At 70.0% G+C, this 26,286-nt stretch carries 30 protein-coding genes; 11 read left to right on the forward strand and 19 right to left on the reverse strand.

Annotated features, from left to right (window positions below; genetic code table 11):
- Window positions 1-6: 6 nt before the first annotated feature.
- From C3L37_RS13460 to cheB, 5 genes are read right to left on the reverse strand one after another with little or no spacing between them, the layout of a single operon-like run.
- Entirely contained in the window at window positions 7-870 is an 864-nt protein-coding gene (locus C3L37_RS13460) for a CheF family chemotaxis protein (RefSeq protein ID WP_129115121.1), read from the reverse strand.
- A gap of 34 nt (window positions 871-904) precedes the next feature.
- Complete coding sequence (locus tag C3L37_RS13465) at window positions 905-2,131, reverse strand: HEAT repeat domain-containing protein (protein WP_129115122.1); 1,227 nt, start codon at window positions 2,129-2,131, stop codon at window positions 905-907.
- A 1-nt stretch (window position 2,132) separates the two neighbouring features.
- The gene (locus C3L37_RS13470; protein ID WP_129115123.1) at window positions 2,133-2,963 is read right to left on the reverse strand and encodes a CheR family methyltransferase; all 831 of its coding nucleotides are present in this window, start codon (window positions 2,961-2,963) and stop codon (window positions 2,133-2,135) included.
- A complete protein-coding gene (locus tag C3L37_RS13475; RefSeq protein ID WP_129115124.1) occupies window positions 2,960-4,900 on the reverse strand; it encodes a chemotaxis protein CheA in 1,941 nt (646 codons plus the stop codon). Before C3L37_RS13475 ends, C3L37_RS13470 begins: the two co-directional genes overlap by 4 nt.
- Window positions 4,901-4,906: 6 nt before the next feature.
- Window positions 4,907-5,941 carry a chemotaxis-specific protein-glutamate methyltransferase CheB gene (gene cheB / locus C3L37_RS13480; protein ID WP_394345795.1) on the reverse strand — a complete coding sequence of 345 codons (1,035 nt, stop codon included), beginning with the start codon at window positions 5,939-5,941 and terminating at the stop codon, window positions 4,907-4,909.
- A 293-nt stretch (window positions 5,942-6,234) separates the two neighbouring features.
- Here cheB and C3L37_RS13485 point away from each other — a divergent pair, with 293 nt between their 5' ends.
- The 4 genes from C3L37_RS13485 to C3L37_RS13500 all read left to right on the forward strand — a co-directional run bounded on the left by C3L37_RS13485 (window position 6,235) and on the right by C3L37_RS13500 (window position 8,557).
- Window positions 6,235-6,657: a chemotaxis protein CheW gene (locus C3L37_RS13485; protein WP_129115126.1), complete on the forward strand. Its 423-nt coding sequence runs from the start codon at window positions 6,235-6,237 to the stop codon at window positions 6,655-6,657.
- 3 nt (window positions 6,658-6,660) lie between these two features.
- Window positions 6,661-7,392 carry an RAD55 family ATPase gene (locus C3L37_RS13490; protein WP_129115127.1) on the forward strand — a complete coding sequence of 244 codons (732 nt, stop codon included), beginning with the start codon at window positions 6,661-6,663 and terminating at the stop codon, window positions 7,390-7,392.
- Window position 7,393: 1 nt separating this feature from the next.
- Window positions 7,394-7,798: a hypothetical protein gene (locus C3L37_RS13495; RefSeq protein ID WP_129115128.1), complete on the forward strand. Its 405-nt coding sequence runs from the start codon at window positions 7,394-7,396 to the stop codon at window positions 7,796-7,798.
- Between the two features lie 123 nt (window positions 7,799-7,921).
- Window positions 7,922-8,557, forward strand: coding sequence for an RAD55 family ATPase (locus tag C3L37_RS13500; RefSeq protein WP_129115129.1), 636 nt, complete (start codon window positions 7,922-7,924; stop codon window positions 8,555-8,557).
- 36 nt (window positions 8,558-8,593) lie between these two features.
- Here the strand turns inward: C3L37_RS13500 and C3L37_RS13505 are convergent, their stop codons facing one another.
- The 3 genes from C3L37_RS13505 to C3L37_RS13515 are packed head-to-tail and all read right to left on the reverse strand — an operon-like array spanning window position 8,594 to window position 13,133.
- Window positions 8,594-9,262, reverse strand: a complete 669-nt coding sequence (locus tag C3L37_RS13505) for a class I SAM-dependent methyltransferase (protein WP_129115130.1) — start codon at window positions 9,260-9,262, stop codon at window positions 8,594-8,596.
- Between the two features lie 38 nt (window positions 9,263-9,300).
- Window positions 9,301-11,448 (reverse strand): type II secretion system F family protein, encoded by a 2,148-nt coding sequence (locus C3L37_RS13510; RefSeq protein ID WP_129115131.1) that lies wholly within the window; start codon window positions 11,446-11,448, stop codon window positions 9,301-9,303.
- Complete coding sequence (locus C3L37_RS13515) at window positions 11,448-13,133, reverse strand: type II/IV secretion system ATPase subunit (RefSeq protein ID WP_129115132.1); 1,686 nt, start codon at window positions 13,131-13,133, stop codon at window positions 11,448-11,450. The genes C3L37_RS13510 and C3L37_RS13515 overlap by 1 nt, the downstream gene beginning before the upstream one ends.
- Window positions 13,134-13,384: 251 nt before the next feature.
- On the opposite strand from C3L37_RS13515, the gene C3L37_RS13520 reads away from it, so the two are divergent.
- Both C3L37_RS13520 and C3L37_RS13525 read left to right on the forward strand, forming a co-directional pair.
- Entirely contained in the window at window positions 13,385-13,858 is a 474-nt protein-coding gene (locus C3L37_RS13520; protein WP_129115133.1) for a DUF5793 family protein, read from the forward strand.
- A 107-nt stretch (window positions 13,859-13,965) separates the two neighbouring features.
- Window positions 13,966-14,592: a uracil-DNA glycosylase family protein gene (locus C3L37_RS13525; RefSeq protein WP_129115134.1), complete on the forward strand. Its 627-nt coding sequence runs from the start codon at window positions 13,966-13,968 to the stop codon at window positions 14,590-14,592.
- A gap of 372 nt (window positions 14,593-14,964) precedes the next feature.
- Here C3L37_RS13525 and C3L37_RS13530 read toward each other — a convergent pair whose 3' ends face one another.
- The 10 genes from C3L37_RS13530 to C3L37_RS13575 all read right to left on the reverse strand — a co-directional run bounded on the left by C3L37_RS13530 (window position 14,965) and on the right by C3L37_RS13575 (window position 21,948).
- The gene (locus C3L37_RS13530) at window positions 14,965-16,632 is read right to left on the reverse strand and encodes an acyl-CoA synthetase (RefSeq protein WP_129115135.1); all 1,668 of its coding nucleotides are present in this window, start codon (window positions 16,630-16,632) and stop codon (window positions 14,965-14,967) included.
- 106 nt (window positions 16,633-16,738) lie between these two features.
- Window positions 16,739-17,407, reverse strand: a complete 669-nt coding sequence (locus C3L37_RS13535) for an MBL fold metallo-hydrolase (protein ID WP_129115136.1) — start codon at window positions 17,405-17,407, stop codon at window positions 16,739-16,741.
- Window positions 17,408-17,457: 50 nt separating this feature from the next.
- Window positions 17,458-17,946: a gas vesicle protein GvpM gene (gvpM, locus tag C3L37_RS25755; RefSeq protein ID WP_394345792.1), complete on the reverse strand. Its 489-nt coding sequence runs from the start codon at window positions 17,944-17,946 to the stop codon at window positions 17,458-17,460.
- Window positions 17,921-18,748: a gas vesicle protein GvpL gene (gene gvpL / locus C3L37_RS13545; protein WP_129115137.1), complete on the reverse strand. Its 828-nt coding sequence runs from the start codon at window positions 18,746-18,748 to the stop codon at window positions 17,921-17,923. The genes gvpM and gvpL overlap by 26 nt, the downstream gene beginning before the upstream one ends.
- Window positions 18,745-19,134, reverse strand: a complete 390-nt coding sequence (gene gvpK, locus C3L37_RS13550) for a gas vesicle protein GvpK (RefSeq protein WP_129115138.1) — start codon at window positions 19,132-19,134, stop codon at window positions 18,745-18,747. Before gvpK ends, gvpL begins: the two co-directional genes overlap by 4 nt.
- Window positions 19,121-19,651 carry a gas vesicle protein GvpJ gene (gene gvpJ / locus C3L37_RS25760; RefSeq protein WP_129115139.1) on the reverse strand — a complete coding sequence of 177 codons (531 nt, stop codon included), beginning with the start codon at window positions 19,649-19,651 and terminating at the stop codon, window positions 19,121-19,123. Before gvpJ ends, gvpK begins: the two co-directional genes overlap by 14 nt.
- Window positions 19,638-20,531 carry a hypothetical protein gene (locus tag C3L37_RS13560; RefSeq protein WP_129115140.1) on the reverse strand — a complete coding sequence of 298 codons (894 nt, stop codon included), beginning with the start codon at window positions 20,529-20,531 and terminating at the stop codon, window positions 19,638-19,640. Before C3L37_RS13560 ends, gvpJ begins: the two co-directional genes overlap by 14 nt.
- Window positions 20,528-21,064, reverse strand: a complete 537-nt coding sequence (gvpH, locus tag C3L37_RS13565) for a gas vesicle protein GvpH (RefSeq protein WP_129115141.1) — start codon at window positions 21,062-21,064, stop codon at window positions 20,528-20,530. The genes C3L37_RS13560 and gvpH overlap by 4 nt, the downstream gene beginning before the upstream one ends.
- Window positions 21,061-21,312 (reverse strand): gas vesicle protein GvpG, encoded by a 252-nt coding sequence (gene gvpG / locus C3L37_RS13570; RefSeq protein WP_129115142.1) that lies wholly within the window; start codon window positions 21,310-21,312, stop codon window positions 21,061-21,063. The genes gvpH and gvpG overlap by 4 nt, the downstream gene beginning before the upstream one ends.
- A 3-nt stretch (window positions 21,313-21,315) precedes the next feature.
- Window positions 21,316-21,948: a GvpL/GvpF family gas vesicle protein gene (locus tag C3L37_RS13575; RefSeq protein WP_129115143.1), complete on the reverse strand. Its 633-nt coding sequence runs from the start codon at window positions 21,946-21,948 to the stop codon at window positions 21,316-21,318.
- Window positions 21,949-22,111: 163 nt separating this feature from the next.
- Here C3L37_RS13575 and gvpA point away from each other — a divergent pair, with 163 nt between their 5' ends.
- From gvpA to C3L37_RS13600, 5 genes are all read left to right on the forward strand, one after another.
- Entirely contained in the window at window positions 22,112-22,387 is a 276-nt protein-coding gene (gene gvpA, locus C3L37_RS13580) for a gas vesicle protein GvpA (RefSeq protein WP_129115144.1), read from the forward strand.
- A gap of 73 nt (window positions 22,388-22,460) precedes the next feature.
- Window positions 22,461-23,078 (forward strand): gas vesicle protein GvpO, halophile-type, encoded by a 618-nt coding sequence (gvpO, locus tag C3L37_RS25560; RefSeq protein ID WP_129115145.1) that lies wholly within the window; start codon window positions 22,461-22,463, stop codon window positions 23,076-23,078.
- Window positions 23,079-23,199: 121 nt separating this feature from the next.
- Complete coding sequence (locus C3L37_RS13590) at window positions 23,200-24,183, forward strand: MBL fold metallo-hydrolase (protein ID WP_129115275.1); 984 nt, start codon at window positions 23,200-23,202, stop codon at window positions 24,181-24,183.
- Window positions 24,184-24,287: 104 nt separating this feature from the next.
- Window positions 24,288-25,025 carry an NRDE family protein gene (locus C3L37_RS13595; RefSeq protein WP_129115146.1) on the forward strand — a complete coding sequence of 246 codons (738 nt, stop codon included), beginning with the start codon at window positions 24,288-24,290 and terminating at the stop codon, window positions 25,023-25,025.
- Window positions 25,026-25,082: 57 nt separating this feature from the next.
- Window positions 25,083-25,436 (forward strand): helix-turn-helix transcriptional regulator, encoded by a 354-nt coding sequence (locus C3L37_RS13600; protein WP_129115147.1) that lies wholly within the window; start codon window positions 25,083-25,085, stop codon window positions 25,434-25,436.
- Between the two features lie 93 nt (window positions 25,437-25,529).
- Here C3L37_RS13600 and psmA read toward each other — a convergent pair whose 3' ends face one another.
- Complete coding sequence (gene psmA, locus C3L37_RS13605; protein WP_129115148.1) at window positions 25,530-26,285, reverse strand: archaeal proteasome endopeptidase complex subunit alpha; 756 nt, start codon at window positions 26,283-26,285, stop codon at window positions 25,530-25,532.
- Between the last annotated feature and the right edge of the window lies 1 nt (window position 26,286).

The following is a 26,286-nucleotide window of genomic DNA, read 5'->3' on the forward strand; positions in this document are numbered from 1 at the left end:
CGGCGTTCACTGGTCGTTCATCGCCTCGCTCGCGATGTTTCGCCCGCGCGGTCGCAGGGCGACCTCGCGTCGGACCCTGACGACGTCGACGACCTCCAACTCCGCGAGGCGTTCGAATATCTCCTCGATCTCGTCCACCTCGACGCCGAGGAATCCCGGGATCTCGAACGGCGAAACCCCGGTGTAAAGCGCCATCAGCACCTCACGCTCGGACTGTGAGAGCTCGAGCTCCCCGGTGCGTCGGTTCTCGTCCGCCCGGAGCAGCGACTCGAGGATCGCACAGCGCCGCTCGGACCCCGAGAGGTGGGTCTGGACGCTCGTTCCCTCTTCCGTGTGTTCGACCTCGACGACGGGTTTCTTCTCGCCCCCGACCGTCCGCTCCGCGACCGACACGGTGCCGACGTCGGCGAGTTCGAGCGGGACGAACGCGCCGCGTTCGAGCGCGAGGTTGACCGTCCCGTCGCCGACCTTGAGCCGCGCTTTCTCCCACTTCGAGTCCCGAACGACGCCGCCCGCGACGGCCGGGTGCTTCGCGAGGAGCACCCGGCCGTCGAGCAGCGCGCGATACACCGCCGTCTCGAACTCGTCGTGGTCGGACGCGGCGACCAGCACGACGTCGTCGTCGAACCGGAGGCTGACGTACCCCGACACGCGAGCCACGGCCTGATTGACGTCGTGGCGGCCGTCGAGGTGCCGGATCGACGCGAGCGGGATCGTCCGCCGGCCGTCGTTGCCGGCCAGCACGAGCCGCCGGTTCGAGAGCACGATGCGGCCGGTCTGCCAGTCGGCGTCGGTTAGCTTCCGCCCATCGCGGACCGCCTGCATGAACTTGCCCCTCACGTCCGCGATCTTGTACTCGCCGTCGCTCACGAACCGTCACCGCCCGAACGGCGCGCGCTCGCCCTCACGCCGGCCCTCCGAGCTTCGCGAGCGCGGCGAACACGCTCCGTCGAACCTCCTCGTCCGTCGCCTCGTCCCGTACCTTCCCCAACGTCTCCCGCGAGCGCTCGCCGCCGATCCGTCCGAGGACGAACGCGGCCTTCGACCGGGCCGTCGGGGGCGCGCTCGCGTCGCCGACGACGCCGAGCAGCCGACGTTCGACGGCGTCGCCGCCGAGCGTCGCCAGGCTCGTCGCCGCGAACTGGGCGGTCGAGGCGTCCTCGTCGGCGAGCGCGTCGCAGAGCGCGTCGACGACCCGCTCGGCCACGTCGTCCGCGACGGCCACGCGTCCGAGGAGCCACGCCGCGTTCCGCCGCTGGGGTCGACGCGTTCCCTCGGAGAGCACGTCGACGAGCGGCGAGACGACGGCTTCGTCGCCCGCGTCGGCGAGTTCGGCCACGACCGCCTCCCGGACGGCGTGGCTCCGCTCCCGCGGGGCGTTCGACAGCAGTTCGAGCAGCGACAGGGCGGCGGCCCGGCGGACGGCGTCGCTCTCGTCCGCCAGCGCGGCGGCGAGGCGGCTCACCGGTCGTTCGTCGCCCGCGTCGCCGAGCGCGCCCGCCGCGATCACCCGCAGCGGCTCGCTCGCGTCGTCCAGCAGGCCGAGCAGGGCCGCGAGCGCCCGGTCCGTCCCGACGCCCGCGAGCGCGTCCGCCGCCGCCCGCCTCGCCTCGGCGTCCGGATCCGTGAGGAGGGCGACGAGTCCGTCGACCGCCCGGGGATCGCCGATCCGCCCCAGCGCGTCGGCCGCGCGCGCCCTGACGCGGGCGTCCTCGTCGCAGAGCGCGTCGACCAGTCCCGAAACGTTCCGCTCGTCGCCGAGCCGACCCAGCGCGTTCGCCGCCGCCATCCGAAGCTCCGGGGGGTCCGCCGACAGCGCGCGGACGTACCGCCTTGCGGTCACCCAGTCGGCCTCGTCGCCGACCTCCGCGCCGGTCATCTCGACGAGCAGCCGGTCGATCGCGGACGGTCCGAGTTCGTCGAGCGCGTCGATGGCCGCGGCGCGGACGGCCGGCTCGTCGTCCGTCCGGGCCGCCCTGACGACGCCGCGGACGAGTTCGGCGCTCTCGTCGGTTCCGGTCCGGCCGAGCACCTCCGCCGCGCGTCGACGGACGGCGGGGCTGTCGCTCTCCCACAGGAGGGAAAGCAGCTCGTCGACGTCGCCCTCGCGTTCCAGCTGGTACAGCGACACCTCACACCCTCCGGTAGATCCGTCGTCGCTTTTCGACCGGCTCGAACGCGTCGCGGCACTCGCGGGGAATCGACTCGGTCATCCCGACGACGAGGTGGCCGCCCGGTCGGAGCGACGCCGCGATCGTCTCGAAGATCGGGAGCTTGTACGCCGCGTCGATGTAGATCAGGAGGTTCCGGCACATGAGCAGGTCGAACCCCCCCTTCGGGCCGTCGCGGATGAGGTCGTGTCGCTCGAAGCGCACCATCCGTTTGACGCGCTCGCGGATCTCGTAACGGTTCCCGTCCCGCTCGACGTACCGTTCCGGCTCCGACAGGGGCGAAAGCTCCGAGCCGACGTCCGTCGTCCGGGTCGTCTCGTACGCCCCGCGGCGCGCGGCCGCGAGCGCATCCTCGTCGATGTCGGTCGCGGTGATCTCGATCCGCTCCGCGTCGATCTCGGGGTCGTCGCGCGCGAGCATCGCGAGCGAGTACGGCTCCCGGCCGTCGGCGCAGGGCGCGCTCCACGCGCGGACGCGCCTCGACTCGGCGGCCAGCGCGCGCAGCGGCTCGCGGAGCGCCTCCCACATCGCCGGGTTTCGAAAGAAGTTCGTGACGTTGATCGTGAGCGCGTCGAGCAGCTCCGCCCGCTCCGCTTCGTCCCCTCGGAGGAGGTCGAGGTACTCGTCGTAGCTCTCGACGCGCCGCCGCCGCATCCGCGCCGTGATCCGGCGGGCGAGGTACGCCTCGTTGTAGTAGCTCGGCTCGAAGTCGACCGCGTCCTCGACGTGGCGGACGACCCGACGGAAGCCCGGGTCCGGCTCGTCGCCGTCCCGCGCGTTTCGACCGTTCATACCGTCACCACGTCGAGGATCGCCACGACGTCCCCGTCGCCGAGAACGGCCGTGCCGCTCAGTCCCGGGATCCCGCTCAGCACGCCCTCCAGCGGCTTCACGACCACCTCCTCCTGATCGAGCACCTCGTCGCAGTGGAGCGCGACCCTGCGCCGCTCGGGACGGATCCGAAGCAACATCCCGTCGCCGTTCGTCGAGGCGGCCGGTTCGTCGAGCGCGTCGCCGAGTCGGACGATCGGGTAGACCTCGTCGTCGTGCTCTACCACTTCGGTCCCGTTGACGGTGCGAACGTCGTACCGTCGGGCGATCTCGTCGACGTTCTTCACGGGGATGCCGTACTCGGCGTCGCCGACGCGGACGAACATCACCTTCACGATGGCGACGGTGACCGGCAGGCGGATCCGGACGGTCGTCCCCCCGCCGGGCTCGCTGTCGACCGACACGGTCCCGTCCAGCCGCGTCACGGTGCTGCGGACCACGTCCATGCCGACGCCGCGGCCGCTGATGTCGGTCACCTCCTCGGCGGTCGAAAAGCCGGGGTGGAACACGAGGTCGTACGTCTCCGAATCGGACATCGCGTCGAGCTCCGACCGCGTTTTCACCCCTTTCTCCGCGTCCTTCTCGCGGATCGCGTCGAGTTCGAGTCCCCGACCGTCGTCGGCGACCTCGACGGTGACGTGATCGCGCTCGCGGGTCGCGGTCAGGGACACCGTCGCTGCCGCCGGCTTGCCCGCCCGCTCGCGCTCGCCGGGCGGCTCGACGCCGTGGTCGACCGCGTTCCTGAGGACGTGCATCAGCGGATCGCGGATCTCGGTGAGGATCGTCCGGTCGAGTTCGACGTCCTCGCCGTCGACGACGAAGTTCACCCGCTTTCCCTGCTCGCGGGCGACGTCGCGGACGAGCCGCGGGAACTTGTCGACGACCTTCGAGAGCGGGATGAGGCGCATGTCCATCACCGTGTTCTGGAGGTTCGAGGAGATCTTGTCGAGTTCGTCGAGGTTGTCGCTCTTTTTCACCCCCGCGTCGGCCAGCTCCCGCCGGAGCTTGATCCGGCTCGTGACGAGCTGCTCGATCAGCCCGTACAGCGTGTCGAGTTGGCCGACGTCGACGCGGATCGACGCGATTTCGCTCTTGCCCCCGGCGGTCCTCGACGCGGCTCGGGCGGCGGGTGCGGTCGCCGGCCCGTCCCCGTCCGCACCGTCGCCCTCGACGTCGGTCACGTCCTCGACGACGACCGAATCGACGGGGCCCGCCCCGGCGACGGCGGACTCGACCGCGGCGTCGTCGTCGGCGACGACGAACAGGTCGAACCCGCCGTCGTACTCGCCCGCCTCGATCGCGTCGGCGTCGGGGACGGTCTCGACGCCGCCGAACGCCTCCTCGGCGGCGCGCAGCACGACCAGCCCGTCGACGCCCTTCATCCCGCCGCCCTCGATCTCGACGCGGGCGCGGAACACCCGTTCGCCGCCCGACGTCGCCCGATCCGCGAGCGACGCGCGGGCCGCCGGCCGGAGCGACGGCGAGGAGCGAGGGCGGTTCGAAGCCGAGTCCTCCGCGCCGCCGTCGATCAGCCTCCGGATCCGCGCCTCCGTCTCGTCCGCGCCGACGTCCGGTTCCTCCCCGTCCGCGTCGATCCCCGCGAGGATCAGCTCCAGCCCGTCGACGGCTTCGAACAGGAGGTCCACGAGCGCCGGCGACGCCGCGAGTCGCCCCTCGCGGACCTCGTCGAGCAGGTCTTCGAGCGCGTGCGCCAGCCCGCTCGCCCGGTCGAACCCCATCGCGGCCGCGTTCCCCTTCAGGGTGTGGGCGGTCCGGAAGATCGCGTCCGTCGCCTCCCGGTCGTCGGGGTTCGACTCCATCGCCAGGAGCGAGTTGTTCAGTTCGGTGATCTGCTCTTCGCCCTCCCGCACGAACGACCGCCTGTACTCGTCTTCCATCTCGGGTCACTCCCCTCCGCGGTTCGGACTCGCCGTCCGGCCCCGCCCCTCGTCCCGGCTGAGCGCCCTCGCCGCCGCGAGCGCGCGCGCCGCGACCTCGTCGAGGCGACACACCTCGTCGACGCAGCCGGTTTCGACGGCTCGCTTCGGCATGCCGTACACGACCGACGACGCCTCGTCCTGCGCGACGACCCGTCCGCCCGCGCGGTGGATCGCCTCCGCCCCCGCCGCGCCGTCGCTGCCCATCCCCGTGAGGACGACGCCGACGAGCGGACCGTCGATCGCCTCGGCGGCCGACCGCATGGTGACGTCGACCGCCGGCTGGACGGTCAGCCCGAGCGTCTCCGCCACCAGCCGAACGCGGAGGCGTCCGTCCGCCGCGTGGCTCACCTCCATGTGCGATCCGCCGTGGGCGACGAGCGCCTCGCCGCCGCCGATCCGATCGCCGTCGCCCGCCTCGCGGACGTCGTACGCGCAGCGTTCGTCCAACCGCGACGCGAAGCGCGCCGTGAACGCCTCGGGCATGTGCTGGACGACGAGGATCCGAAGCGACGCCTCCCGCGGAAGCGCGGCCAACACCCGTTCGATCGCGTTCGGTCCCCCCGTCGACGACCCGACGACGAGCGTCGCATCCGTCGGCTCTGCCGACGCGACCGCCGTCGGCGTCGCGGTCGTGCGGTCGACGGACGCTGCGGAGACGGTGACGACCTTCTCGACCAGTTCGTCCTTGAGTTGGGCCACCCCCGTCGACACCTCGCCGCCGGGTTTCGCGAAGAAGTCGACCGCGCCCTTGTCGAGCGCCTCGAACGTGACGTCGGCGCCGGCCTCGGTGTGGGCGCTCAGCATCAGGATCGGCGTCGGTCGGGTCGCCATGATGCGTTCGACCGCCTCGATCCCGTCGGTGCCGGGCATCTCGACGTCCATCGTCACGACGTCCGGCCGCCGGTCCTCGACGGCGCGGACCGCCTCGTCGCCGTCGCCCGCCTCCGCGACGACCTCGACGCCGCCGTCGCGGAGGACGTCCGAGATCAAGCCGCGCATGAACCGGGAGTCGTCGGCGACGACCGCCCGGACGTTACGCGCGGCCACCGCTCGCCTCGGACTCGGCGGCTCGCTCGACGTCCGACGCCCCGAAGAGATCACACGAGAGAGATACGTTGCGTGACATCGTGGTTCCGTATCTCGCGTTGAAAAAGTGGACGAATAAAGACACCGTCCAAAAAATCAGCCGTGATAATTCGGAGGGTAGAGTTAACCCGTCCGTTCCCGCATCGCGACGTATGACGACGAACCGAGACGAATCAGACCGCGTCGCGGACGGAGGTCGGTGAGCGGTGGCGACGGCTTCGACGCAGGTGCTGGAGTTCGGACTGGGCGAGGAGTCGTACTGCCTCGACATCGCCTACATCGACGAGATCGTCGACGCGGGCGAGCTGACTCGAATCCCCAACTCGCCGCCCCACGTCGAGGGCGTGATGGACCTCCGGGGCCGGACGACCTCGATCGTCGACCCGAAGCGCGTCTTCGGCATCGGATCGGAGGGGTCGCGGAATCGGATCATCGTCTTCGACCCGGAGGAGATGGGCGACGGGGGGGCGGTCGGCTGGGTCGTCGACGAGGTGTACCAGGTCGTCCGCGTGGCGACGGACGACGTCGACGAGGCGTCGATCTCGGACGACGAGTCCGTCAGGGGCGTCGTAAAGCGCGACGACCGGTTCGTCGTCTGGGTCGACCCGGTCGCCGGCGACGACGCCTGACCCATGCGCGTCTCCAGCGGCGTCGACGGGTTCGACGAACTCGTCGCGGGGGGGCTCCCCGAAGGGCGGCTGTACGTGTTGAGCGGGCCGCCGGGGAGCGGGAAGACGACGTTCTCCGCGCAGTTTCTCACCGAGGGGGCGGTGCGCGGCGAGAACTGCCTCTACGTCAGCATGCACGAGACGAGGGCCGACATCCTCGAAGACATGTCCGGGTTCGACTTCGGCTTCGACCGCGCGCTCAACACCGAGGGCGTCACCTACCTCGACGCGCTGTCGTCCGACGGCAAGCGATTCTTCGGGATGCCCGGGGAGCGACGGGACCACGCCGGGCTGGACAATCGCATCGTGAGCTTCGTCAACTCCCGCGGGATCGGCCGGGTCGTCATCGACTCGACGATGCTCCTCCGCTTTTTCGTCTCGGACGACGACGACGCGCTCATCCGATTTCTCAGCGCGCTCAAGCGGACGGACGCCACGACGTTGCTCATCGCGGAGATGACCGACCCGAGCGCGTACGCGGACGAGCACTACCTCGCCCACGGGGTCGTGTTCTTTCACAACTACCTCGACGACGGCGGCATGACGCGGGGGATCCAAGTCGTCAAGATGCGCGGGACGAGCATCGACGCCGACATCCGGGGAATCGAGTTCTCCGAGCGGGGCCTTCGGGTGCTCCCCGACGAGCCGGTCGGCGGGACGACCGACGGGACGGTCGACGGGGCGGCCGGTCGATAGCATGTACGACGCGGCGTTCGGCACCGAGTGGACGGCGCTCGATCGCACGGAGGCGATCGAACGCGCGTTCGCGCTCGGCGTCTCGGCGGCCTGCGGCGAGCCCGATCCCGACGAGTACGAGCGCGTGCTGGCGGCCGTCTCCACGGCCTACGAGCGAAGCATGGTCGAACTCGCCTTTCGGGAGGGTCGGGGGAAGGCCGCGGGCCTCCGCCGTCGATCGGCGGCTCCCGACGAGGTGTGGGCCGAACTCGTCGAACCGGCGGGGACCGCGGAGGGATCGAACGGGGAAGCCGACCGCGGGAGCCGACGCGACCTCCCGCGCGCGCTGTCGCGGTTCGATCTGCTCGATCGACGCGGCGGCGGCATCGAGGCGACTCGGCTCCCGGACGTGCTGACGCGGGACTGATCGGGTCGGCGGAGGCGGACCGCCGCGTCGTTCCCGACCGCCCGCGTGCGCGGTCGCGTCGACCCCCGCCGACCGCCCGCCGGACGCAGCAGGGTTTAGTACGCCGGGGAGAGTAGGCCGCGCATGGTCGACGACGCCGCGCCGATCCCGCTCGACGCCCTCCCCCGCGGGTCGAGCGTGCTCGTCTCCGGCCCGCCGATGACCGGCAAGTACGGGCTGATGCTCCGACTGCTGGCGCGGCGCTCCGAGCGGGCCATCGTGATCTCGACCGACGACCCGGCCGAGGCGATCCGACGCGACTACGCGGCGGCGGCCGGCGACGGTCCGGCGTCGAACCTCGCCATCGTCGACTGCACGGCGTCCCGGCGGGCGGACGACGCGGACGACGCGGACGCGGTGAAACGCGTCTCCTCCCCAGAGAACCTCACGGGGATCGGCGTCAAGTTCACCGAACTCGCGGAGCGGTTTCTGACCGACCCGTCGATTCCGACCGGCGTCGGCTTCCACTCGCTCTCCCCGCTTCTCATGTACTGGGACGTCGCCCGCGTGTACAAGTTCGTCCGGGTGCTCGTCGGCCAGATCAGCCGTCCCGGGTGGACGGGCGTCGGCGTCGTCAACTCGGCGATGCACGACGAGCGGACGCTGCACACGCTCTACGATCCGTTCGACGCGATCGTCGACACGCGCGAGGTCGACGGGGAACGCGAGCTACGGCTGCGCGATCGGCGCTCCACGGCGATCGACTGGACTCCCTTCTGACCGCCGCCTTCCGTCGTCGTCGCCCCCGAAAGCGGCTCACCCGCCGCCGACGACCGCGTAGCAGTTGCCGCTGGAGACGAACGCGTCGACCACGGCGAGGTCGCTCGCGTCGAGGTCGGCCCGGAACTCCTCGGGGTCGTAGATGTGGTAGTATCGCGGAACCGTTTCGCCGCCGGGGAGCGTCCAATCGACCGTCGTGTCGAACCCCCTCTCCCGGTCGAACCGGTCGTGCGCGGTGCTCCAGGCGCTGACCAGCCCGCGACCGGCCGGCGACAGGACGCGGCCGAGTTCGTCGAGGCTCGCCACCCGCGCGGCCCGCGGCCGCAGGTGGTGCAGCGTCGCGACGTACACCGCGAGGTCGAACGCGTCCGTCGCGAAGGGGAGGCGAGCGGCGTCGCCGTGGACGAGGTCGAGCGGGAACCCCCGCGCTTCGGCGCGGTCGCGCGCCTCTCGCAGGAGTCCCCGACTCGCGTCGAGCCCCACGACCCGGTCCGCGTGCCCCGAGAGCGCCTCGGCGTGGCGGCCGTTGCCGCAGCCGACGTCGAGCGCGCGCGCCCCGCGCCGCCCCGAGAGGAACTCCTCGATCTCGGGCCAGGCGTACTCCCGCGTCGCGGAGAAGTGCGCGGCGATCCGGTCGTAGGCCGACCGCGGGTCGGGGGCGCGGTCGACGCCGGCGTCCCGATCCGAGTCGGCGTCGCGGTCCATGCGATCCGATGGGTCGGGGGCGATAAATCCCTCCCGACTCAGAGGAGCGCGAACGCGACCGTCGCGACACACAGGAGCGCCGTCGCGTGCTTCGCGCCGTCGGCGACGCGTCCCTCGCCGAGCTGTCCCGCGACGAATCCGGAGCAGACGGCCTGCACGACGGTGACGTGGAAGAACACGAGCGAGTACGCCCCGGTGTCGGCGTCGGCCACGCCGCCGACCGGCGACCCGACCGCCGCCCCCGCGCCCTCCCCGGCCGACGCCTGCGCCGCCTCCACCGCGGGGACGAACGCGACCGTGAGCGCCGCGACGACGGCGAGAAAGACCAGAAAGGCGAGGTAGATGACGACAAGGTAGGTGACCATCTCCCCCCGCCGCGCGGTCCGCAGGCGTCGGTTCGTCTGCGCCTCGTCGGCCGCGATCCGAAGGACCGGCGCGATGTCGCCGCTCGCCCGCATCGCGTTCGCGACGAGCGTCACCGCCCGCGACACCGCCCGCGAACCGATCCGGCGGTCCATCCGACGCAGCGCGGTTTCGACGTCCGCGCCCCAGGCGACGTCCCGTCGCGCCCGCACGACCTCCGGCGTCAACGCCCCCAGTTCGCTCCGCGACACCCGTTCGACGCTTTCGACGACGGAGAGTCCCGCCTCGTTGACGCCGGCCAGGCGGCCGAGAAAGTCCGGCACCGCCGCCTCGATCGCGCGGACCCGACGCTTCTCGAGTTCGTAGACGAGCGCGAACGCGCCGAGGGCGAACGCCGCGGCCCCCACCGCGGGCCCGTCGAACGCGGCGATCGCGGCGCCCAAAGAGGCCGACTCGGGGGGATCGACGCGAAGGATCGTCCAGAGGACACCCAGCGGGACGGTGCCGGCGAACGTCGCGACGGGGCGACGGCGGACCGATCCGAGGGGATCCGAAAGCCACCGTCGGATCGGTCGCGTTCGATCGTACGCCGCCAGCCGGCGTCGGTTCGCCCGATCGCGGTCCGATTCGTCGGCTCCGTCTCCGTCGGTCCCGACGGTCCGGTCGCCGACTTCGAAGCTGCGTCCGCCGTCGGCGACCGCCACGGATCGCACCGAGCCGTTCCAGTCGCCGTCGCCGACGTCGCCACCGACGTCCTCGGCTTCGCCGCCCGCCCCCTCGGATCCGCCGAGCGGGCCGGTCACGCTGTCGACGTAGACGACGAAACCCGCGGTGGCGAGCGGAAGGGCGGCGTAGACGACGAATCGGAGGAACGAGAGCGTATCGGAGAGCACGAGCCCGATGACCGCGAGGACGGTGACGAGAAACAGCGGACCGGCGACGAGAGCGGTCACGTACACCTCGGCGAGCACGGAGAGGAGTTCGAGGTACTGCTCCTGTCGCGCCTCCGCCTCCTCCGCGTACCGGTCGTACCGCGCGCGGAGAAACGACGAGAGGCTTCGACCGCTGCCGAGGACGCTGGCGAGGTTCTCCGCGAACTCCGCCAGCTCGTCGCTCGGCGTCCGCCGGGCCATCCGGCTCAGCGCGGTCGGCGCGTCCGTTCCGAGCGCGTTCATCTCGCGGACGGCGACGGCGAACTCCTCTGCGGCCTCGCCGTACGCCCGACGGTTCGCCGCGAGCGTCGAAAGCACCCGCGGGAGCGTCGTCCCGCTTCGCGACAGCGCGTAGACGAACGCGACCGTCCGGGGCAGCGTCGACTCGATCCGACCGGCGCGCGCGGCCGTCCGCTGGTCGAGGAGCGCCCAGTGCGCCCAGTAGCACCCGACGGCGAGCCCGCCCCCGACCGTCGCGCTCGAACACAGGAGCAGGACGAACAGCTCGCCGGCCGCGAGATCGGGAATCCGGGCGACGCCGGCGACGAACCCGAGCGCCTCCGGCAGCGCCCGGCGGATCGACTCCTCGCTCACCGCCAGCGTTCGGAGGCCCCACGCCGCGAGATACGCCCCGAAGAGGCTTCCCGCGAGCCCGAACAGGCCGCTGAAGAGGAGCGCCCGGGCGGCGTACAGCCGGTGGGTGGTCCCCACGTGCGCGGCGCGCAGGCGTCCTCGCTGGCGGTTCGTCCGCGATCCGCCCGCGGCGACGTACTCGCCGAAGGCCGCGAGCGCGACCCGCGACGCGGCGAGGCGAACCCTCGGAACGTACCGGTCGCAGATCGCGAGCATGACGAGGCCGACCGCGAACGCGAGCGGGAGCCACCGGAGCATCAGCGGTCCTCGGCCGGGCTCGCTCCGGCCGCGTCCGGTTCGGTCACGTCGACGTCCCACGCGCCCCCGTCCGCGTTCGAGCCGCGTTCGAGCCGCGCCATCGCCCGCTCGGGACGGGCGTAGTACTCGCCGACGAGCGCCGTGAACCGGCGGTAGTCGACGGCGTCGCGGTCGCACAGGAGTTCGATGAATCGCTCTCGGGTTCGTAGTTCGCGGAGCAGTTCCGAGCGGCTCCACCCGCGCTCGGTCGCGATCTCGTCGAGCACGCCGCTGTCCCCGCGGTCGAACGCGTCGGCTTCGGGATCCCACGCGAACGACGAGGTGTAGTCGAGTTCGCCCGTCCGCCCGTCGACGTCGCCGATCTCGCCGACGACGTTCGTCCGCCTGACGCGCTCGCCCCCGATCCGGACGAGCGTCTGGACGGCCAGCAGATCGAGCGACCGGACCATCGCCCGGGGGACGGCGATCGGCTCGTTTTCGAGCCGGTTGACCACCGTCTCGACGCTGTCGGCGTGCATCGTCGAGAACGTCGTGTGGCCGGTGTTCATCGCCTGAAACAGCGTCACCGCCTCCTTCCCGCGGACCTCGCCGACGATGATGTACTCGGGGCGGTGCCGGAGCGCCGACCGCAGGAGGTCGTACATGTCGATGTCCTCGTCCGCCGAGAGCCGTTCGCGCGTGACGTTCGAGAGCCAGTTGTCGTGATAGAGCGACAGCTCGCGGGTGTCCTCGATGGTGAGCACCTTCGCCCGAGGCGGGACGAACATCGACACCGCGTTCATCGACGTCGTCTTTCCGGAGGCCGTCCCTCCGGCGAAGATGAGCGACTTGTTGTGCTCGATGCAGAGCCAAAAGTACGCCATCATCTCCGCGCTGAACGTGCCGTGCTCGACGAGGTCGACCGGCGTGAGCGGTTCGTCCGCGTACCGCCGGATCGTAAACGCCGATCCCCGCGGCGTGACCTCCTCGCCGAGCACGAGTTCCGCCCGCGACCCGTCCGGCAGCGTCGTCTCGACGATGGGATCGCCCACGCTGATGTGCCGGCCGGAACGCTGGGCGAGGCGGACGACGTAGCCGTCGAGTTCCCCCCGATCGAACGCCACGTTCGTCTCCACGTCGGCGTACTCGTCGTGGTAGACGAAGAGCGGGAGGCCGTACCCGTCGCAGGAGATGTCCTCGACGTGCGGGTCGTAAAAGAGCGCGTCGGCCTTTCCGTACCCGCGGAAGTCGCGGTCGAGGTAGTACAGAAGAGAGAGGACGGTCGTCGCCCCGATCCGCACGCCGTACTGTTCGAGGAGCGCTTCGAGCTCTTCGGCGAGCGCCGTCTCCCCGATTCGATCGCCGTCGTCGGTTCGGTGGAGAAGCGGCTCGCGGATGTCCGACCGGACCCGCGCCAGCAGATCGGCCTCGAACGGGTCGAGGTCGGGTTCGACGACGCGGTAGGCGTGTTCGCTCGCCGCCGGATCGTACGTGATGACGACGTACGCGTAGGGCGCGTTCACCCAGTAGCGATCCGTCTCCTCGTGTCCGTCCGGCGGCCGGAACGTCGAGAGCGGTCCGTCCGCACCCGGCCGATACGGTCGGGCCTCCACCGTCGATCCCCGGAGCATCTCGACCGCGCGCGCGAGCCGCCGCCGCGCGCCCGCGACCGACCTCCGCTTTTTTCCCCCTACGTTCCCTACCATGTTTCTCAACGTTCGGATTTCGAACCTGTTTCTCCTCTGGCGTCTTAAAACCGATCCACACCTGACAACGCAGGTGAGCGGTCGGAAGCGGGGAGTCGACGGGACGCCGAACGCACCCGGATAAAATCATCCGATACCATTCACGTCTTTCGCGAACCGTCCGTCGCCGCGACCGCTCGAAAAACGAACAGACTGAGGGCCTCTCAGGGCGTTACGTTCATACGCGGTCGCACCCAACGAGGGCACACGTAATGAGGCGCGACTACTTCGCACTGGACGTCGAAAACATCGACTGGATCGACGACGGCGGCGATCCCCGGAAACCGCTGGTTCGGATCGATTTCCACGGCCCCCCCGAACTGCTCCGCGACCGTCTCTCGAAGGACGACGACGAACTCCTCGACGCCGCGGAGACGGACGTCGCGTTCCGTCTTCAGGGGTCGATCGATCGGTCGGACGCGACGGGCGTCGTCGCGGTGACGAACCGCATCACCGGCGACTTCGTGCTTGAACTGAACGAGGACGCCGAGGACGTGCTGCGATTCATCCGCGCGGCGCGCGAGCACGGACGGGCCTCCGGGGAGCGAGACGGCCGCTACCGCGTCGAGATCAGCATCGAAGGCGAACCGCTCGTGAGCTACGAGAAGAGCACGTTCCTCGTCTACGACGCCGGGGGGAGCCTGCTTCGGAGCAAGAGCCTCATCCCCTCCGGGGTCGAACTGTAGTCGCCGCGTCCTCCTCCGCTCTCTTCCGGCCTCGCGTCCGTCTTTTGCCGTTCGCCGCCCGCGACGAATCACACCAGCTTTAACGCCCGCGCGCCCTACGGGAGGGCGTGAAGAACGTCACCGACCGCACGAGCAACCCGTTCGGGATGCGGCCGCCGTGTGACCGGTTCGTTCCGGGATACGGCGACGCGAACGCCGACTTTCACGTCGTCGGCGATCACCCCGGCGTCCACGGCGGCGCGGACACCGGCGTCCCGTTCACGAACGCGGCCGGAGAGCGCCTGCAGGAGGCGCTCCGGGAGGCCGGGCTCCTCGACGCCGCCGGCGCGTCGCCGGCGGTGAACCGAACGTTCCTCTCGTACCTCCACATGTGCGTCGTCGACGGCGAGCCGACCGCGGACGAGTACGGCGACATGGAGCGCTTTTTCGACGCCGAACTCCGGGCCATCGCCGCGCACGTCCTCCTCCCGGTCGGCGCTCGGGCGACGAAGCACGTCTTCGAGAACTACACCGCGCTGACGTGGACGGCGGACCTCGACATGGCCGACCTGCACGCGACAGAGCACCTCGGCAGCGGGTGGCTCGTCGTTCCGATCCTCGATCCCGCCGAGTGGTCCGGCGACGACGACGACCGACTCGTCGCGGGCCTGCGGACGCTCCAGTCGACGGACTTCCGCCGCGAGGTCGACCTCGGCCGGTTCATCGCGGGCGACGACCCCTACTACGTTCGGTGAAACTACCCGGAGATCATCGTTTCACCGCCGATCCCTGTGCAACCGTCCAGTAACAACCGTTAACGATTGTATGATTTGACGTTATTTGTCGAATATCGACGGAATTGATTCGAAATTAGGTAAAAATGCGCGGGAGGGTGGTTGGTATTGGCGCTAACAAAGGGCTTTTTACAGTATCCGTCAAAGAAGAAACCGGCGCGCGTGGTACGTCGGTCGCAGGCAGACCGTCAGCGCGCCGGGCATCTGCGGGACTGGTGCTCCCCGCAGTGGCTTGGTCAGTCACGGGCCCGCGGGGCTTTCGCGGGCCCGATCATCCCTTCTCCGAGCGGCGACCCCGCCGCACGATCGGATTCGATCCAGCCTCGAGACGTGCTACGTCGCGGCGTCCTCCGTCCGATCGCGGAGTTCGGTCCGCCGGATCTTCCCGGTCACCGTCTTGGGGAGGTCGTCGACGAACTCGATCTCGCGCGGGTACTCGTGGGCCGAAAGCTCCGTGCGCACGTGGTCTCGGATCTCGTCCTTCAGCGACGCCGTCGGCTCCGTCGCCCGGTCGAGGACGACGTAGGCTTTCACGATGTTGCCCCGCTCCGGGTGCGGCTTCGGCACCACCGCAGCCTCCGCGACGGCCGGGTGCTCGCCGAGCGACGACTCGACCTCGAACGGACCGATCCGGTAGCCCGAGGAGATGATCACGTCGTCCGCGCGCCCCTCGAACCAGAAGTAGCCGTCCTCGTCCGTGCGCGCGAGGTCGCCCGAGAGGTACCAGCCGTTCTCGAAGCACGCCGCGGTCTTCCCGGGTTTCTCCCAGTACTCGGCGAAGAAACACGGGAAGTCGCCGCGGTGGGCGATCTCGCCGGTCTCGCCCGGCGGAAGCGGCTCGGCCGTCTCGGGGTCGACGATCGCCGACTCGACGCCGGGGAGGGGTTTTCCCATGCTCCCCGGCCGCACCTCCATCGTCGGGTAGTTGTTGATCACCATGTTCCCCGTCTCGGTCTGGCCGTAGGTGTCGTGGACGGTCACGCCGAGGCGCTCTCTGCCCCAGTCGACGACGCCGGCGCTGAGGGGTTCGCCGATCGACAGCGCGTGCCGGAGGTCGAGGTCGACGCCGTCGAGCACGTCCTCGTTCGCCCGCAGCATCCGGTAGGCGGTCGGCACGCTGAACAGGACGGTGACCGGGTACTCGTCGAGGAGGGCGGCCCACGTCGCCGGGTCGAACTCGCCCTCGTAGGTGAAAAGCTCCGCGCCCCAGAACCACGCGCCGAGCGTGTTGATCGGCCCGGTCAACCACCCGAGGTCGGCGGTGCTCCAGTAGAGGTCGCCCGGTCGAAGGTCGACCGCGAACCGCTGCGTCGCCGCGACGCCGGCGATCCAGCGGTGCTCGTGGAGGACGCCCTTCGCGAGCCCCGTCGTCCCGCTCGTGTAGTACAGGAGCGCGTCGTCCTCGCCGCCCGTCTCCGCCGCCTCGTAGGTCGCGCTCGCGCCGGCGACGGCGGCGCGGAAGTCCAGATCGCCCTCGCGGACCCCGTCGCCGTCGCCCGCCCGATCGAGGACGATCACCGTCTCGACCGACGGCGCGTCCGAGAGCGCCCCCGCGATAGTCCGGCGGTTCGCCGCGGTCGTCACGACGGCGCTGGCGTCGCAGTCGGCGAGGCGGTAGGCGATGCCGTCGGGGCCGAACCGTTCGTTGACGCTCCCCCAGACCGCCCCGCGCTTCAGCGTCCCGACGAGCGCCACGTAGTGCTCCGGCACCCGCGGCATGTAGGAGAACACCCGGTCGCCGCGCTCTAAGCCCGCCGATTCGAGCGCGTTCGCGAACGCGTTCGACCGCTCCCGCAGCGCCGCGAACGTCAGCGTCTCGCGCTCGCCGTCCGTCCCGACGTAGCGGAGCGCGACCGCCTCCGGGTCGTCCGCGTGGCGGTCGCACACCTCGTGCGCGATGTTGAGTCGCTCCGGCGCGTCCCCGTCGGCCTCGGCGTAGATGTCGTCCCACGCGAACGTCTCGCGGTACTCCTCGTAGGAGGTGAGGTTGTGATCTGCCATCATCTATCGTGTCACTCGTACCCGTAATAGAAGTACTCCCGGTGTCGGCGGATCGAACCGGCGGCAGTCGCGTTCGGCGATGCAGTGATGAAGCGTCGGTCCCGACCTACAGCGAGTCGGCCAGCCGCCGGAGCGCGTCGCCGCCCTCCTCCCGGATGGGGTTTCCGTGACCGACGGCGACCACCTCGACGTCCGGCGTCCGGTCCGCCAGCGTCCGGATGCTCTCCGCGTTCGTCGCGGTGTCGTACGTGATGATCCACGGCGAGGCGGCGAGTTCGCCGTTCACCGCGCGGACGACGTCGCCGACGAAGGCGACGCCGTACTCCTCGTGGACGTAGGCCGTGTGCCCCGGCGTGTGGCCCGGGAGCCGGTGTGCGACGAAACCGCCGATCCGGTCGCCGTCCTCGACGGTTTCGATCGGGAAATCCGGTCGAGTGAGAAGAAGACCGAAGAGACGCTGGATGAGCCCCTTGTGGTTCGAGAGCGGGGGGCGCTCCGATCCGGCGAGGAACCGGGCGTCCGGATCGCCCATGTAGACGGGCGCGTCGAGGTCCAACGCCGCGAGCGTTCCGACGTGGTCAACGTCGAAGTGGGTGACGAGCACCCGGTCGATCCCCTCGACGTCGAACCCGGCGTCCGCGATTCGCGTCCGGATCTTCTCGACGTCCCACGGCTTCCCGGCGTCGATGAGCGTCACGCCCTCGTCGTCGTCGACGAGGTACGCGTTGACGCTGCCGAGTTCGAGGCGGAAGACGCGGTTCGGCGGAACAGGCATACCGTACATTCACGCGCCACTGACAAAAAACGAGACGGCCGACCACCCGGTCACTCGCCGGGACCCGGTTCGTCGCGGTCCGGCTGGTCGCGGTCCGACTCGCCGAGGGCTTCGGTCACGTCCGACTCGTCGAGCGTCTCCGCCAGGCCAGACTCGTCGACGGCTTCGGCCACGTCGGGAGTGTCGGGGACGTCGGCGTCCGGCCGCCGGGTCGGTGCCTCGTCGCCGGGGCTCGTCGTCACTCGCCGGCTCGCCCGACCCGGTTCGTCCGTCTTCGGGTTCGGTCGGCTCCCCGCGCCGATCCGTGACGATCGTTCTCGCCGCCGCCGCCGCTGGTCCACGTCCCACTCCTCGAAGATGCCGTACTCGGTCATCGTCGTCATGCCCGCCAGCGCGGCCCGGAGTTTGAGGCCGACGAGCGGCACGTCCGCGACCGTGATCACCACGTCCGCCTCGACGACCGCGCCCCGTTCGAGGAGCACGTCGAGCAGGTCGACCAGCACGTCGTCCGTATCACGCGCCGGTTCCATCCCCCTCATCCCCCTCGCCTCCGAGTTCCGGCGCGAACGTGTACGGCGGCCACGGACCGGTGAACCGAACCTCCACGCCCGGATCGGCCGCGATCGATTCGAGTTCGTCGCCGAGGGCGTCCGCCCCCTCGTCCGTCGCCAGCGCGGCGAACCGGGCGAACGGCTCCGCACGCTCCTCGTCGTCGCCGAGTTCGAGCCCGACGGATCGACGCTCTCCGAGGTCGCGAAGTTCCTCGACGTGCGGTCGCAGCCGCCCCGCGAGCGCCGCCGTCTGCTCCTCCCGGCGCTCGCGGAGCAGCCCTCTGAGCCGCCGGTCGTACTGCTTTTCGAGCAGGAACCCCTTCCCCTCAGACGCCTCCGAGAGCCGCTCGCCCAGCTCCCGAAGCTCCTCGTCCTCCTCGGCGATGGCCGCCGCCGCCTCGTCGTCGTCGCGAGCGACCTCGATGCGGTACTCCCAGCGCCCCGAAAGCTCCTCCAGGTGGCGGCCGAGCGTCGCCGACTCCTCTCGGAGCCACTCGCGGACCCGCGCGTCGTCGCCCTTCAGGATCGTGTCGAACTGGAACGGCAGCGGGGTGCCGAACGCCTCGCCGGCCTCGTCGACGACCTCCTGGTGGCGGAGCAGCCAGCGCCGGATCTCGGCCGGCGAATCCGAGTCGAAGAGCGCCTCGCAGGGCTGGACGACCGCGCCAAGGCCGCCCTCGGCGACGACGGACACCGATCCGTCGTCGAGACCGGTCGCCGAGAACGTCGGATCGGGGTCGTCCGCCCGGACGACGCAGTAGAGGTACCGCCCCTCGTCGAACGCCGTCATCGCTCGGCTCCGTGCGCCTCCGCGCCGGTCGATTCGGACCGACCTCGACGCCGTTCGGCGTCGCTCGGCTCGTCGATCACCGCGTAGCCGAGCGACTCCCGTCCGTCGATCCGCCTGACCGCGTCCTCGACGAGCGACGAGAGGTCGCCGCGCAACTGGTCGACGCCCTCCCCGATGTCCTGTTCCTCCTTGAGCCGATCGAGTTCGTCCTCCATCGCGGCGAGCTGGCTACCCAGTCGCTCTATCTCGTCGTCCGTGAGCGACCCGGACTCCATCCGGCGGACCGCCTCCCGCTCCAGCGCGTCGAGGAGGAGTTCGACGACGGTCACGACGAGCGTCATCAGCCCGTCGCTCGCCTCGTCGCCGTCGAGATCAAGCGTCGTCATCCGATCCCTCCCCGCCGTCCTCGTCGCCGTCGGTCTCACCGCCGTCGCTCCCCGCGCCGCCGTCCGCATCGCCCCCGTCCGTGCCACCATCGCTCCCGTCGTCGCCGGCCGCTTCGTCGTCGGCCTCTCCGTCGCCGTCCGCTCCGTCGTCTGAACCCCGTCCTCGGCTCTCGTCCTCGCTCTCGGTTTCGGCCGAGTCGTCGACCGGGGCAGTCACGATCAGCTTCTCTCGCTCCGCCTCCTCGTCCTCGACGGACGACGCGTCGACGGTTTCGAGGGGCCGCGAGCGGCCGGTGATCTCCTCGACCCGTTCCATGTCGGTCCCGTCCGGGAATTCGAGCCCGTACTGCGCGGCCGTTTCGAAGGATGCGATCGCCGCCCGGAGCTTGATCCCGAGCAGCTCGGTCTCCCCGACGGTGACGACGATGTCCGCGTTGATCACGACGCCCTTGTCGAGCAGCATCTCGACGACGTCGGCGAGGCTGTCCCGTCGCTGCGGTCGGCTACTCATCGTCATCACCCCGTTCCTTCAGGAATCGATCGCCGTAGATCCGCTCGTGGTTCGGCGCGCTGGAGTAGCGCGTCTCCTTCGGGACGGTCGAAAACTGCGCCGCCCCGCGAACGGCGGTCCGACGCGACGGGAGCGTCGAGAACGCGGTCGGGTTCCGCGAGTTCGGCTGACCGACCGACGACGTCCGCTTTTCGTTCTCCTCTCGGAGCGCGTCCAGCTTGCGGTGCGCCACGATCAGCCCCTCCCGGAACTCCTCGACCGCCTCGTTGATCCCCATCTGCACGGTCGCCTGATACGCCTCCAGGTTCTCCGGCGACCCCAACCCGTCGCCGTCGGTCGAGCCGTCGTCCGCCCCGCTGAGGTCGACGTCGACCATCTCCTCCGCGTCGATATCGACCATCTCGCCCGCGTCGACGTCGTCCCCGTCCACGCCGGGGAGCAGGTCACCGTCGTCGCCGTCGTCCCCCGTCACGTCGCCGACCGCGTCGTCCAGCTCCCGCTTGTTCCGCCAGAACTCCCTGACGTCGACGCTGTCGAGGAGTTCGGAGAGTTCGACGAGCGCCGGAACGTTCTCGAGCGATACGGCCTCGTCGGGATCCGCTTCCTCGATCGCCTTCGAGACGCCGTCCGCGTCGATCACGGACGGGAGTTCGCCGAGGTTTATCGCGTCCGGGAGGGAGTCCAGATCGACGGTTTCGAGGAGCTCTTCGAGCTCTTCGAGCACCTCTCGGAGCTCTTCGAGTTCCGTCCCGGATTCGTCGCCGGCGACGCCCTCGCTCTCGTCCCCCGTTCCGTCCCCGGTCCCGCCGACGGCGTCGACCACCCCTTCCACCGCATCCGTGATTTCTTCCATCGTTCCCTCCGCGCCGGAATCGTCTCCGCTCATCGCGTCGTCACCCCGCCGTCCGAGTCGCCTTCGGCGTCGATCTCGATCTCGAGGACCCCGTTGTTGTACGTCGCCCCGCCGACGACCCGCCCCTCCGACGGCAGGTCGACCCGGGCGACCGGTTCGCCGTCGCTCGCGACCGTCAGCCGCCGGCCGGTGACGCCCGCGGCGAGCGTCTCGGGGTCGACGTCCGGCAGGTCCACCGAGACGACGGCCCCGTCGGCGGTGGGACGAACGCTGACCGGTCGGTCGGTTCGCGGTGACCGCTCGTCGCGGTCCCGTCCGTCTTCCGGGCGGCGATCGCTTCGGGGACGGCGTCCGTCGTTCGGGCGGCGTCCGTCGTCGCGCTCCCCGCCGAGGCCGACGCGGACCGAGTACCCGTACTCGACGTGCGACCCGCGAGATCTCGCGTCTCGGGACCGGTGTTCGAACCGCTTTCCTTCCGCTTCCAGCTCGCGCGCGGTTTCGACGAGGCGGCGGATCGCGGCGGCGAGGCCGCCGGATCGCTCGCGGTCGCGGTCGTCGGACGTCATCCCATCACCTCCACCTTGCTCCGGACGTTCTCGTGAGCGCGCTCCGCAGCTTCGAGCTGCGCCTCCAGCTCGCTTTTGCGGCGCTCGTACTCCGCTTTCGATCGATCGCCGAGTTCGAACAGCAACTGGTTCTCCTTTATGTCGTCCATGATCGCCTCCCGGTCGTACATTTCGTCGATCGCCATCGCGTGGATGACGTCGAGGATCGACACGAACGGTTTGATGAGCAGGTCGTCGAGTACGAACATTCTTTATCTCCGTTGTGCCCCGATTTCGATGTCCACGAAGTTGTACGGTGCCCACGGTCCGCTGTACCGGACGCGGAGCGCGTCGCCGTAGTCGTCGCGGATCGACGAGACGACGTCGCCGAACGCGGACTCCTCGTCCCGGTCGACGAGGTACGCCCGGTTCAGAACGAGCCGGTCGCTGTACAGGTCGTCCTCGGTCTCCCGGAGACTCACGCCGGCGAGCCGTTCGCCGACGTCCTCGCGGACCGCCTCGCGGTCGAGCGAGCCGTCCTCGTCGGCGACGAGTTTCACGCCGAGTTCGAACGTCCCGTCGAGGTCGTTGAGCGCGCGCCTGAAGGCGCGCCGTCCGCCGCGAAGTACGCTCTTGAGCGTGCGGCCGCTCTTGAACACCATTCCGAACCGCATCGGGACGATCGTCCGCCCGCCGTCGTAGAGCAACACCTCGCGGAGGACCTCGTCGTGGGCGCGGGTGTTCTCGTCCGTCCGCTCCGGTTCCATCGTGTCGATGTCGCTCACGACGGCCGAAAGCGACCGATAGTCGACCGTCCTGATCGGCGTTCCGCCCTCGACGCCGCGTTCGTCCAGTTCGATCGACTCCTTTTCTATCACGCCGTAAGTGTACAGGTTCGAACTCATGCGTACCCTCTCGCGTCCGTGACTCCTCGCGCCGAGGAGACGCGCGGTACCGCGGTCAGCGTCTACCTACCGGATGGAAGTGTCCAACGGGGTAAACAATGACGGCCGGTCGCCGCCGCACCGGCCAGTGCGATTAAGTGTTTCTCCGCCGTTTTCGTCACCGATGCCATCCGAACGTCCGGGTTCATCTAGTCTGGCCGAGGTTCTCGACCGGATCCTCGACAAGGGTATCGTCATCGACATCTGGGCGCGGGTTTCGGTCGTCGGGATCGAGATCCTCACGGTGGAGGCGCGGGTCGTCGTGGCTTCGGTCGACACGTTCCTCCACTACGCGGCGGAGATATCGAAGATAGAACAGGCGACCGAGTCGGGCGAACTCGAGGACCTCCAGGACCTCGAAATCAAGCGGAGCCCGGCGATGAGAGCCGACGCGCAGTAGCCGTTCCGGTACCCGCGGCTCTCCATCCGACCGACCGCGCCGCTCGACCGCCAACCTCTCGGAGAAATCAGACGTGTCCGAAGCCGACGCCGCCGCCGACGGGGACGACCGCTGCAGAGCGCTCACAGCGGACGGAACCCGCTGCTCCCGCCCGGCGCGAGACGGCGAATTCTGCTACCAACACGACGAGAGCGATCGGACGATCGACGAACGGGACGGCGAGACGGACGCCAGCGAGGTGGACGAGACGGAGGCTTCGGAGGGAGACGACGCGGACGACGACGAAGGGGACGGATCGGACGGCGGGTCGACGGAGTCCGAGCGCAAAGACGATGACGGGAAAGAGGGAGAGGCCGAGGGGAGCGACGACCAGGAGACCGAATCCATGGACGAAGAAACCGACGACGGAGACGAATCGAGCGACGGCGGGGCCGATCTCATGGGCGTTCGAGACACCGTTCTCGACCTCGCCGCGGACGTGATCGGACGAGACCTCGACGGGATCACCGAGGTGACGAGGGACGACGACGGCTGGCGCGCGGTCGTCGAGGTGATAGAGCGTCGATCCGTTCCGGACACGCAGGACATCCTCGGCCGGTACGAGATCGAACTCGACGGGGGCGGAGAGATCCGCGGCTACCGGCGGCTCGATCGCTACCGCCGGGCCGACACGGTCCCCGACGAGTACTGACGCGCTCTCGTCGCGCCGGCGCGTCGTCCGCCTCGGCTTCGTTTTCGGACGTTTTTCGGACGACCAGACGCGAGCGGCGCGAGTGGGAACGCTCTTTGTCCCGCCCGACGAGGACCGCCCCGTGAAACGAATCCAGCTCGGAAACACCGTTTTCGAGGGCCGGAACAACGTCTACGTGCTGGACGGCGAGACGACCGCCCTCGTCGACGCCGGCGTCGCCGTACCGGCGGTCCGAGAGGAGCTTCGGGCGGGACTCGCCGACCACGGTCTCTCCTTCGCGGACGTCGACGAGGTCTTCGTCACGCACTGGCACCACGATCACGCCGGCCTCGCGGGGGAGATTCAGGACGAAAGCGGCGCGATCGTCCGCGTCCACGAAGCCGACGCGCCGCTCGTCGGCGGCGAACCGTCCGCCGTCGACGCCGAGCGCGAACTGCTCCGCGAGCGGCTGATCGAGTGGAATCTCCCCGACGAAACGCGCGACGGGCTGCTCTCGTTTCTGGAGCGCCACGCCGACCTCGCGGGTCGACCGGCGGACGTGACGCCGTTCACCGACGGCGACGCGTTCGAACTGAACGGGCGGACGTACGAGGCGGTCCACCTGCCGGGGCACGCCGCCGGCCTGTGCGCGTTCGCGTCCGACGACGAGGAGGCGTTCGTGGGGGACGCGATCCTCCCGAAGTACACGCCGAACGTCGGCGGCGCGGACGTGCGCGTCGACTCCCCGCTCGAAACGTACGCCGACAGCCTCGTCCGACTCGCGGACCGGGGGTTCGACCGCGCGTGGCCCGGCCACCGCGACGCGATCGACGACCCCGCGGGGCGGGCGGCGACCATCCTCGAGCACCACCGCGACCGGACGCGAAACGTCGCGGCGGTGCTGTCAGAACGCGGCCCGTGCGACGCGTGGACAGTGAGCGCCCACCTGTTCGGGGAACTCCGCGGCATCCACGTCCTCCACGGGCCCGGCGAGGCGTACGCCCACCTCGACCACCTCCGCGCGCGCGGCGTCGTCGACCGCGTCGAGCGGGACGGCGCCGTCGAGTACGAACTCGTCGAGCCGGATCCCGACGTGGACGCGTTGTTCCCACGAACCGATCGGTGACGTGCGCGTTTCCGGGCTTCCGCGCCGGAACGCCGCGGAGGGGATGGGTCGCCCGGCGCTCGACCGAGCACCATTTAAATCCGCTGCGGGCCTAGTGGTGCTTCGTGTGCACGCTCACGCTCGCGTGGCGGGTGTTCCCCGACGCGCCGGTCGTCGTCGCGGCCAACCGCGACGAGGCGCTCGGTCGTCCGTCCGCGCCGCCGTCGCGTATCGAGGACGATCCGATCGTCGTCGCCCCGAGGGATCTCGAAGCCGGGGGGACGTGGCTCGGTTACAACGAGCACGGACTGCTCGTCGGGATCACGAACCGGTGGGTGTCCGGCCTCGAATCCGAGCGCTCCCGCGGGTTGCTCGTCCGCGACGCCCTCCGGCACGAAACCGCGGAGGACGCCGCGCGGTACGTCGAACGCGCGGTCTCGGACGACGAGTACGAGGGGTTCAACCTCGTGCTCGCGGACGCGGAGGCCGCCGTCCTCTTCGAGTGGGACGGTTACCTCCGCGTTCGGCAGTACGAACCGGGCGTCCACGTCGTCGTCAACGTCGGGACGGACGACTCCTTCTTCGTCCCCGACGGCCGGCCCGAGATCGGCAAGCGACAGGCGGAGAACGCGCGGAAGGTTCGGGAGGCGCTCTCCCCCGAGCCCGGCGAGTCGTCCGAGGGGTGGCTCGACAGGGCCGGGGCGGTCCTCGGCGACCACGAGTACGGCGTCTGCGTCCACGGGGACGGGTACGGCACGCGGTCGTCGTCGCTCATCGCGCTCCGCGAGGAGGGGGAGGTGCACCGCTTCGCCGACGGCCCGCCGTGCGAGACGCCGTACCGACGGATCGAAAGCCACCTTTAAGCGGCACGACGGACGTGTACGTAGTATGATCGCGAACCCGCTTGCGGGGTGGTTCGAGTGAGCGCGGCGGACGCGGAAGCCGACCTCTCCGAGGACGAGCGCGCCGGCCTCGAACTCATCCGCGGGACCGGCGGCATCCACCAGAGCGACTTCTGGAAGGAACTCGACGTCTCCTCCCGCAAGGGCAGCCGGATCGCCGAATCGCTCGAAGAACTCGATCTGATCCAGCGCGAGGACACCGTGTACAACGGCCACAACACCTACTTCCTCCAGCCGGCGACGCGGGACCTCCAGTTCTCGCTGCTCATGGCGGGCGACATGCTCTCGCCGTTCATCGGCGAGGAGGAGATCAACCCGCAGAGCAACGCGTTCTCGCAGTGGCTGATGAACCTCGCGTACGAAGAGTACTGACCGACGCCGGCCCGCGGCCGGATTCGAACCGATTTGCGACCGATTCCGATACCCGCTCGATCGGAGAACGAAGAACGAAGCTGATCGCGCGTTCTACTCGCCGGGCTCGTCGTCAGCCGGTTCGAGCAGATCGTGTTCGGTGAGATATCCTTCCAGGTCGTCGGCGGTCAACTCGTCGAACTGCTCGGTCTCGGCGTCGATCGTGGCGACGCCGATGCCCTCCGGCGAGAGACCTTCGTCGTTGACCGCCGCGAGCGAGCGGAGCGCGAGACCGACGCCGGCGTCGAGGTCCATGTCCTCGCGGTAGTTCTCCTCGAGGAAGTCCCGAATCTCGCCGCGGTCGGAGCCGATGGAGACGGCCTTCCACTCGTAGGGCGTGCCCGACGGGTCGGTCTCGTAGAGGCGCGGTTCGCCGTTCTCGACGCCGCCGATGAGCAGCGCGACGCCGAACGGGCGAGCGCCGCCGACCTGCGTGTACTGCTGGATGTGATCCGTGATCTCCTTCGTCAACGTCTCGATGCCGATCGGCTCGCCGTACCGGAGGCGGTTCACCTGCGCCCCCCTGCGGGCGAAGTCGATGAGCTGACGGGCGTCGGCGACGTGGCCCGCGCTGGCGATGCCGACGTGGTCGTCGGCCTTGTGGATCTTTTCGACGCTGGAGGGCTCCATGAGCGGCGACCTGCTCCGCTTGTCCGCCGCGAGGACGACCCCGTCCGCCGTCCGGATGCCGATGCTCGCGGTTCCCCGTTTGACCGCCTCGCGCGCGTATTCGACCTGATAGAGCCGGCCGTCAGGCGAGAAGATCGTGATCCCGCGGTCGTACGCCTGCTGTTGCGCTTGTCCCTGCATA

Origin of the sequence: Halegenticoccus tardaugens (assembly GCF_004116405.1) — an archaeon.
Classification (GTDB): domain Archaea; phylum Halobacteriota; class Halobacteria; order Halobacteriales; family Haloferacaceae; genus Halegenticoccus; species Halegenticoccus tardaugens.

What these genes read in the sequence shown, in the direction of transcription:
- C3L37_RS13470 (WP_129115123.1), bottom strand. Translation starts at nt 2,963, where the DNA reads ATGAACGGTCGAAACGCGCGGGACGGCGACGAGCCGGACCCGGGCTTC.
- C3L37_RS13475 (WP_129115124.1), bottom strand. Translation starts at nt 4,900, where the DNA reads ATGGAAGACGAGTACAGGCGGTCGTTCGTGCGGGAGGGCGAAGAGCAG.
- cheB (WP_394345795.1), bottom strand. Translation starts at nt 5,941, where the DNA reads ATGCGCGGCTTGATCTCGGACGTCCTCCGCGACGGCGGCGTCGAGGTC.
- C3L37_RS13490 (WP_129115127.1), top strand. Translation starts at nt 6,661, where the DNA reads ATGCGCGTCTCCAGCGGCGTCGACGGGTTCGACGAACTCGTCGCGGGG.
- C3L37_RS13495 (WP_129115128.1), top strand. Translation starts at nt 7,394, where the DNA reads ATGTACGACGCGGCGTTCGGCACCGAGTGGACGGCGCTCGATCGCACG.
- C3L37_RS13500 (WP_129115129.1), top strand. Translation starts at nt 7,922, where the DNA reads ATGGTCGACGACGCCGCGCCGATCCCGCTCGACGCCCTCCCCCGCGGG.
- C3L37_RS13505 (WP_129115130.1), bottom strand. Translation starts at nt 9,262, where the DNA reads ATGGACCGCGACGCCGACTCGGATCGGGACGCCGGCGTCGACCGCGCC.
- C3L37_RS13510 (WP_129115131.1), bottom strand. Translation starts at nt 11,448, where the DNA reads ATGCTCCGGTGGCTCCCGCTCGCGTTCGCGGTCGGCCTCGTCATGCTC.
- C3L37_RS13515 (WP_129115132.1), bottom strand. Translation starts at nt 13,133, where the DNA reads ATGGTAGGGAACGTAGGGGGAAAAAAGCGGAGGTCGGTCGCGGGCGCG.
- C3L37_RS13520 (WP_129115133.1), top strand. Translation starts at nt 13,385, where the DNA reads ATGAGGCGCGACTACTTCGCACTGGACGTCGAAAACATCGACTGGATC.
- C3L37_RS13530 (WP_129115135.1), bottom strand. Translation starts at nt 16,632, where the DNA reads ATGGCAGATCACAACCTCACCTCCTACGAGGAGTACCGCGAGACGTTC.
- C3L37_RS13535 (WP_129115136.1), bottom strand. Translation starts at nt 17,407, where the DNA reads ATGCCTGTTCCGCCGAACCGCGTCTTCCGCCTCGAACTCGGCAGCGTC.
- gvpM (WP_394345792.1), bottom strand. Translation starts at nt 17,946, where the DNA reads ATGAGGGGGATGGAACCGGCGCGTGATACGGACGACGTGCTGGTCGAC.
- gvpL (WP_129115137.1), bottom strand. Translation starts at nt 18,748, where the DNA reads ATGACGGCGTTCGACGAGGGGCGGTACCTCTACTGCGTCGTCCGGGCG.
- gvpK (WP_129115138.1), bottom strand. Translation starts at nt 19,134, where the DNA reads ATGACGACGCTTGATCTCGACGGCGACGAGGCGAGCGACGGGCTGATG.
- gvpJ (WP_129115139.1), bottom strand. Translation starts at nt 19,651, where the DNA reads ATGACGATGAGTAGCCGACCGCAGCGACGGGACAGCCTCGCCGACGTC.
- C3L37_RS13560 (WP_129115140.1), bottom strand. Translation starts at nt 20,531, where the DNA reads ATGAGCGGAGACGATTCCGGCGCGGAGGGAACGATGGAAGAAATCACG.
- gvpH (WP_129115141.1), bottom strand. Translation starts at nt 21,064, where the DNA reads ATGACGTCCGACGACCGCGACCGCGAGCGATCCGGCGGCCTCGCCGCC.
- gvpG (WP_129115142.1), bottom strand. Translation starts at nt 21,312, where the DNA reads ATGTTCGTACTCGACGACCTGCTCATCAAACCGTTCGTGTCGATCCTC.
- C3L37_RS13575 (WP_129115143.1), bottom strand. Translation starts at nt 21,948, where the DNA reads ATGAGTTCGAACCTGTACACTTACGGCGTGATAGAAAAGGAGTCGATC.
- gvpA (WP_129115144.1), top strand. Translation starts at nt 22,112, where the DNA reads ATGCCATCCGAACGTCCGGGTTCATCTAGTCTGGCCGAGGTTCTCGAC.
- psmA (WP_129115148.1), bottom strand. Translation starts at nt 26,285, where the DNA reads ATGCAGGGACAAGCGCAACAGCAGGCGTACGACCGCGGGATCACGATC.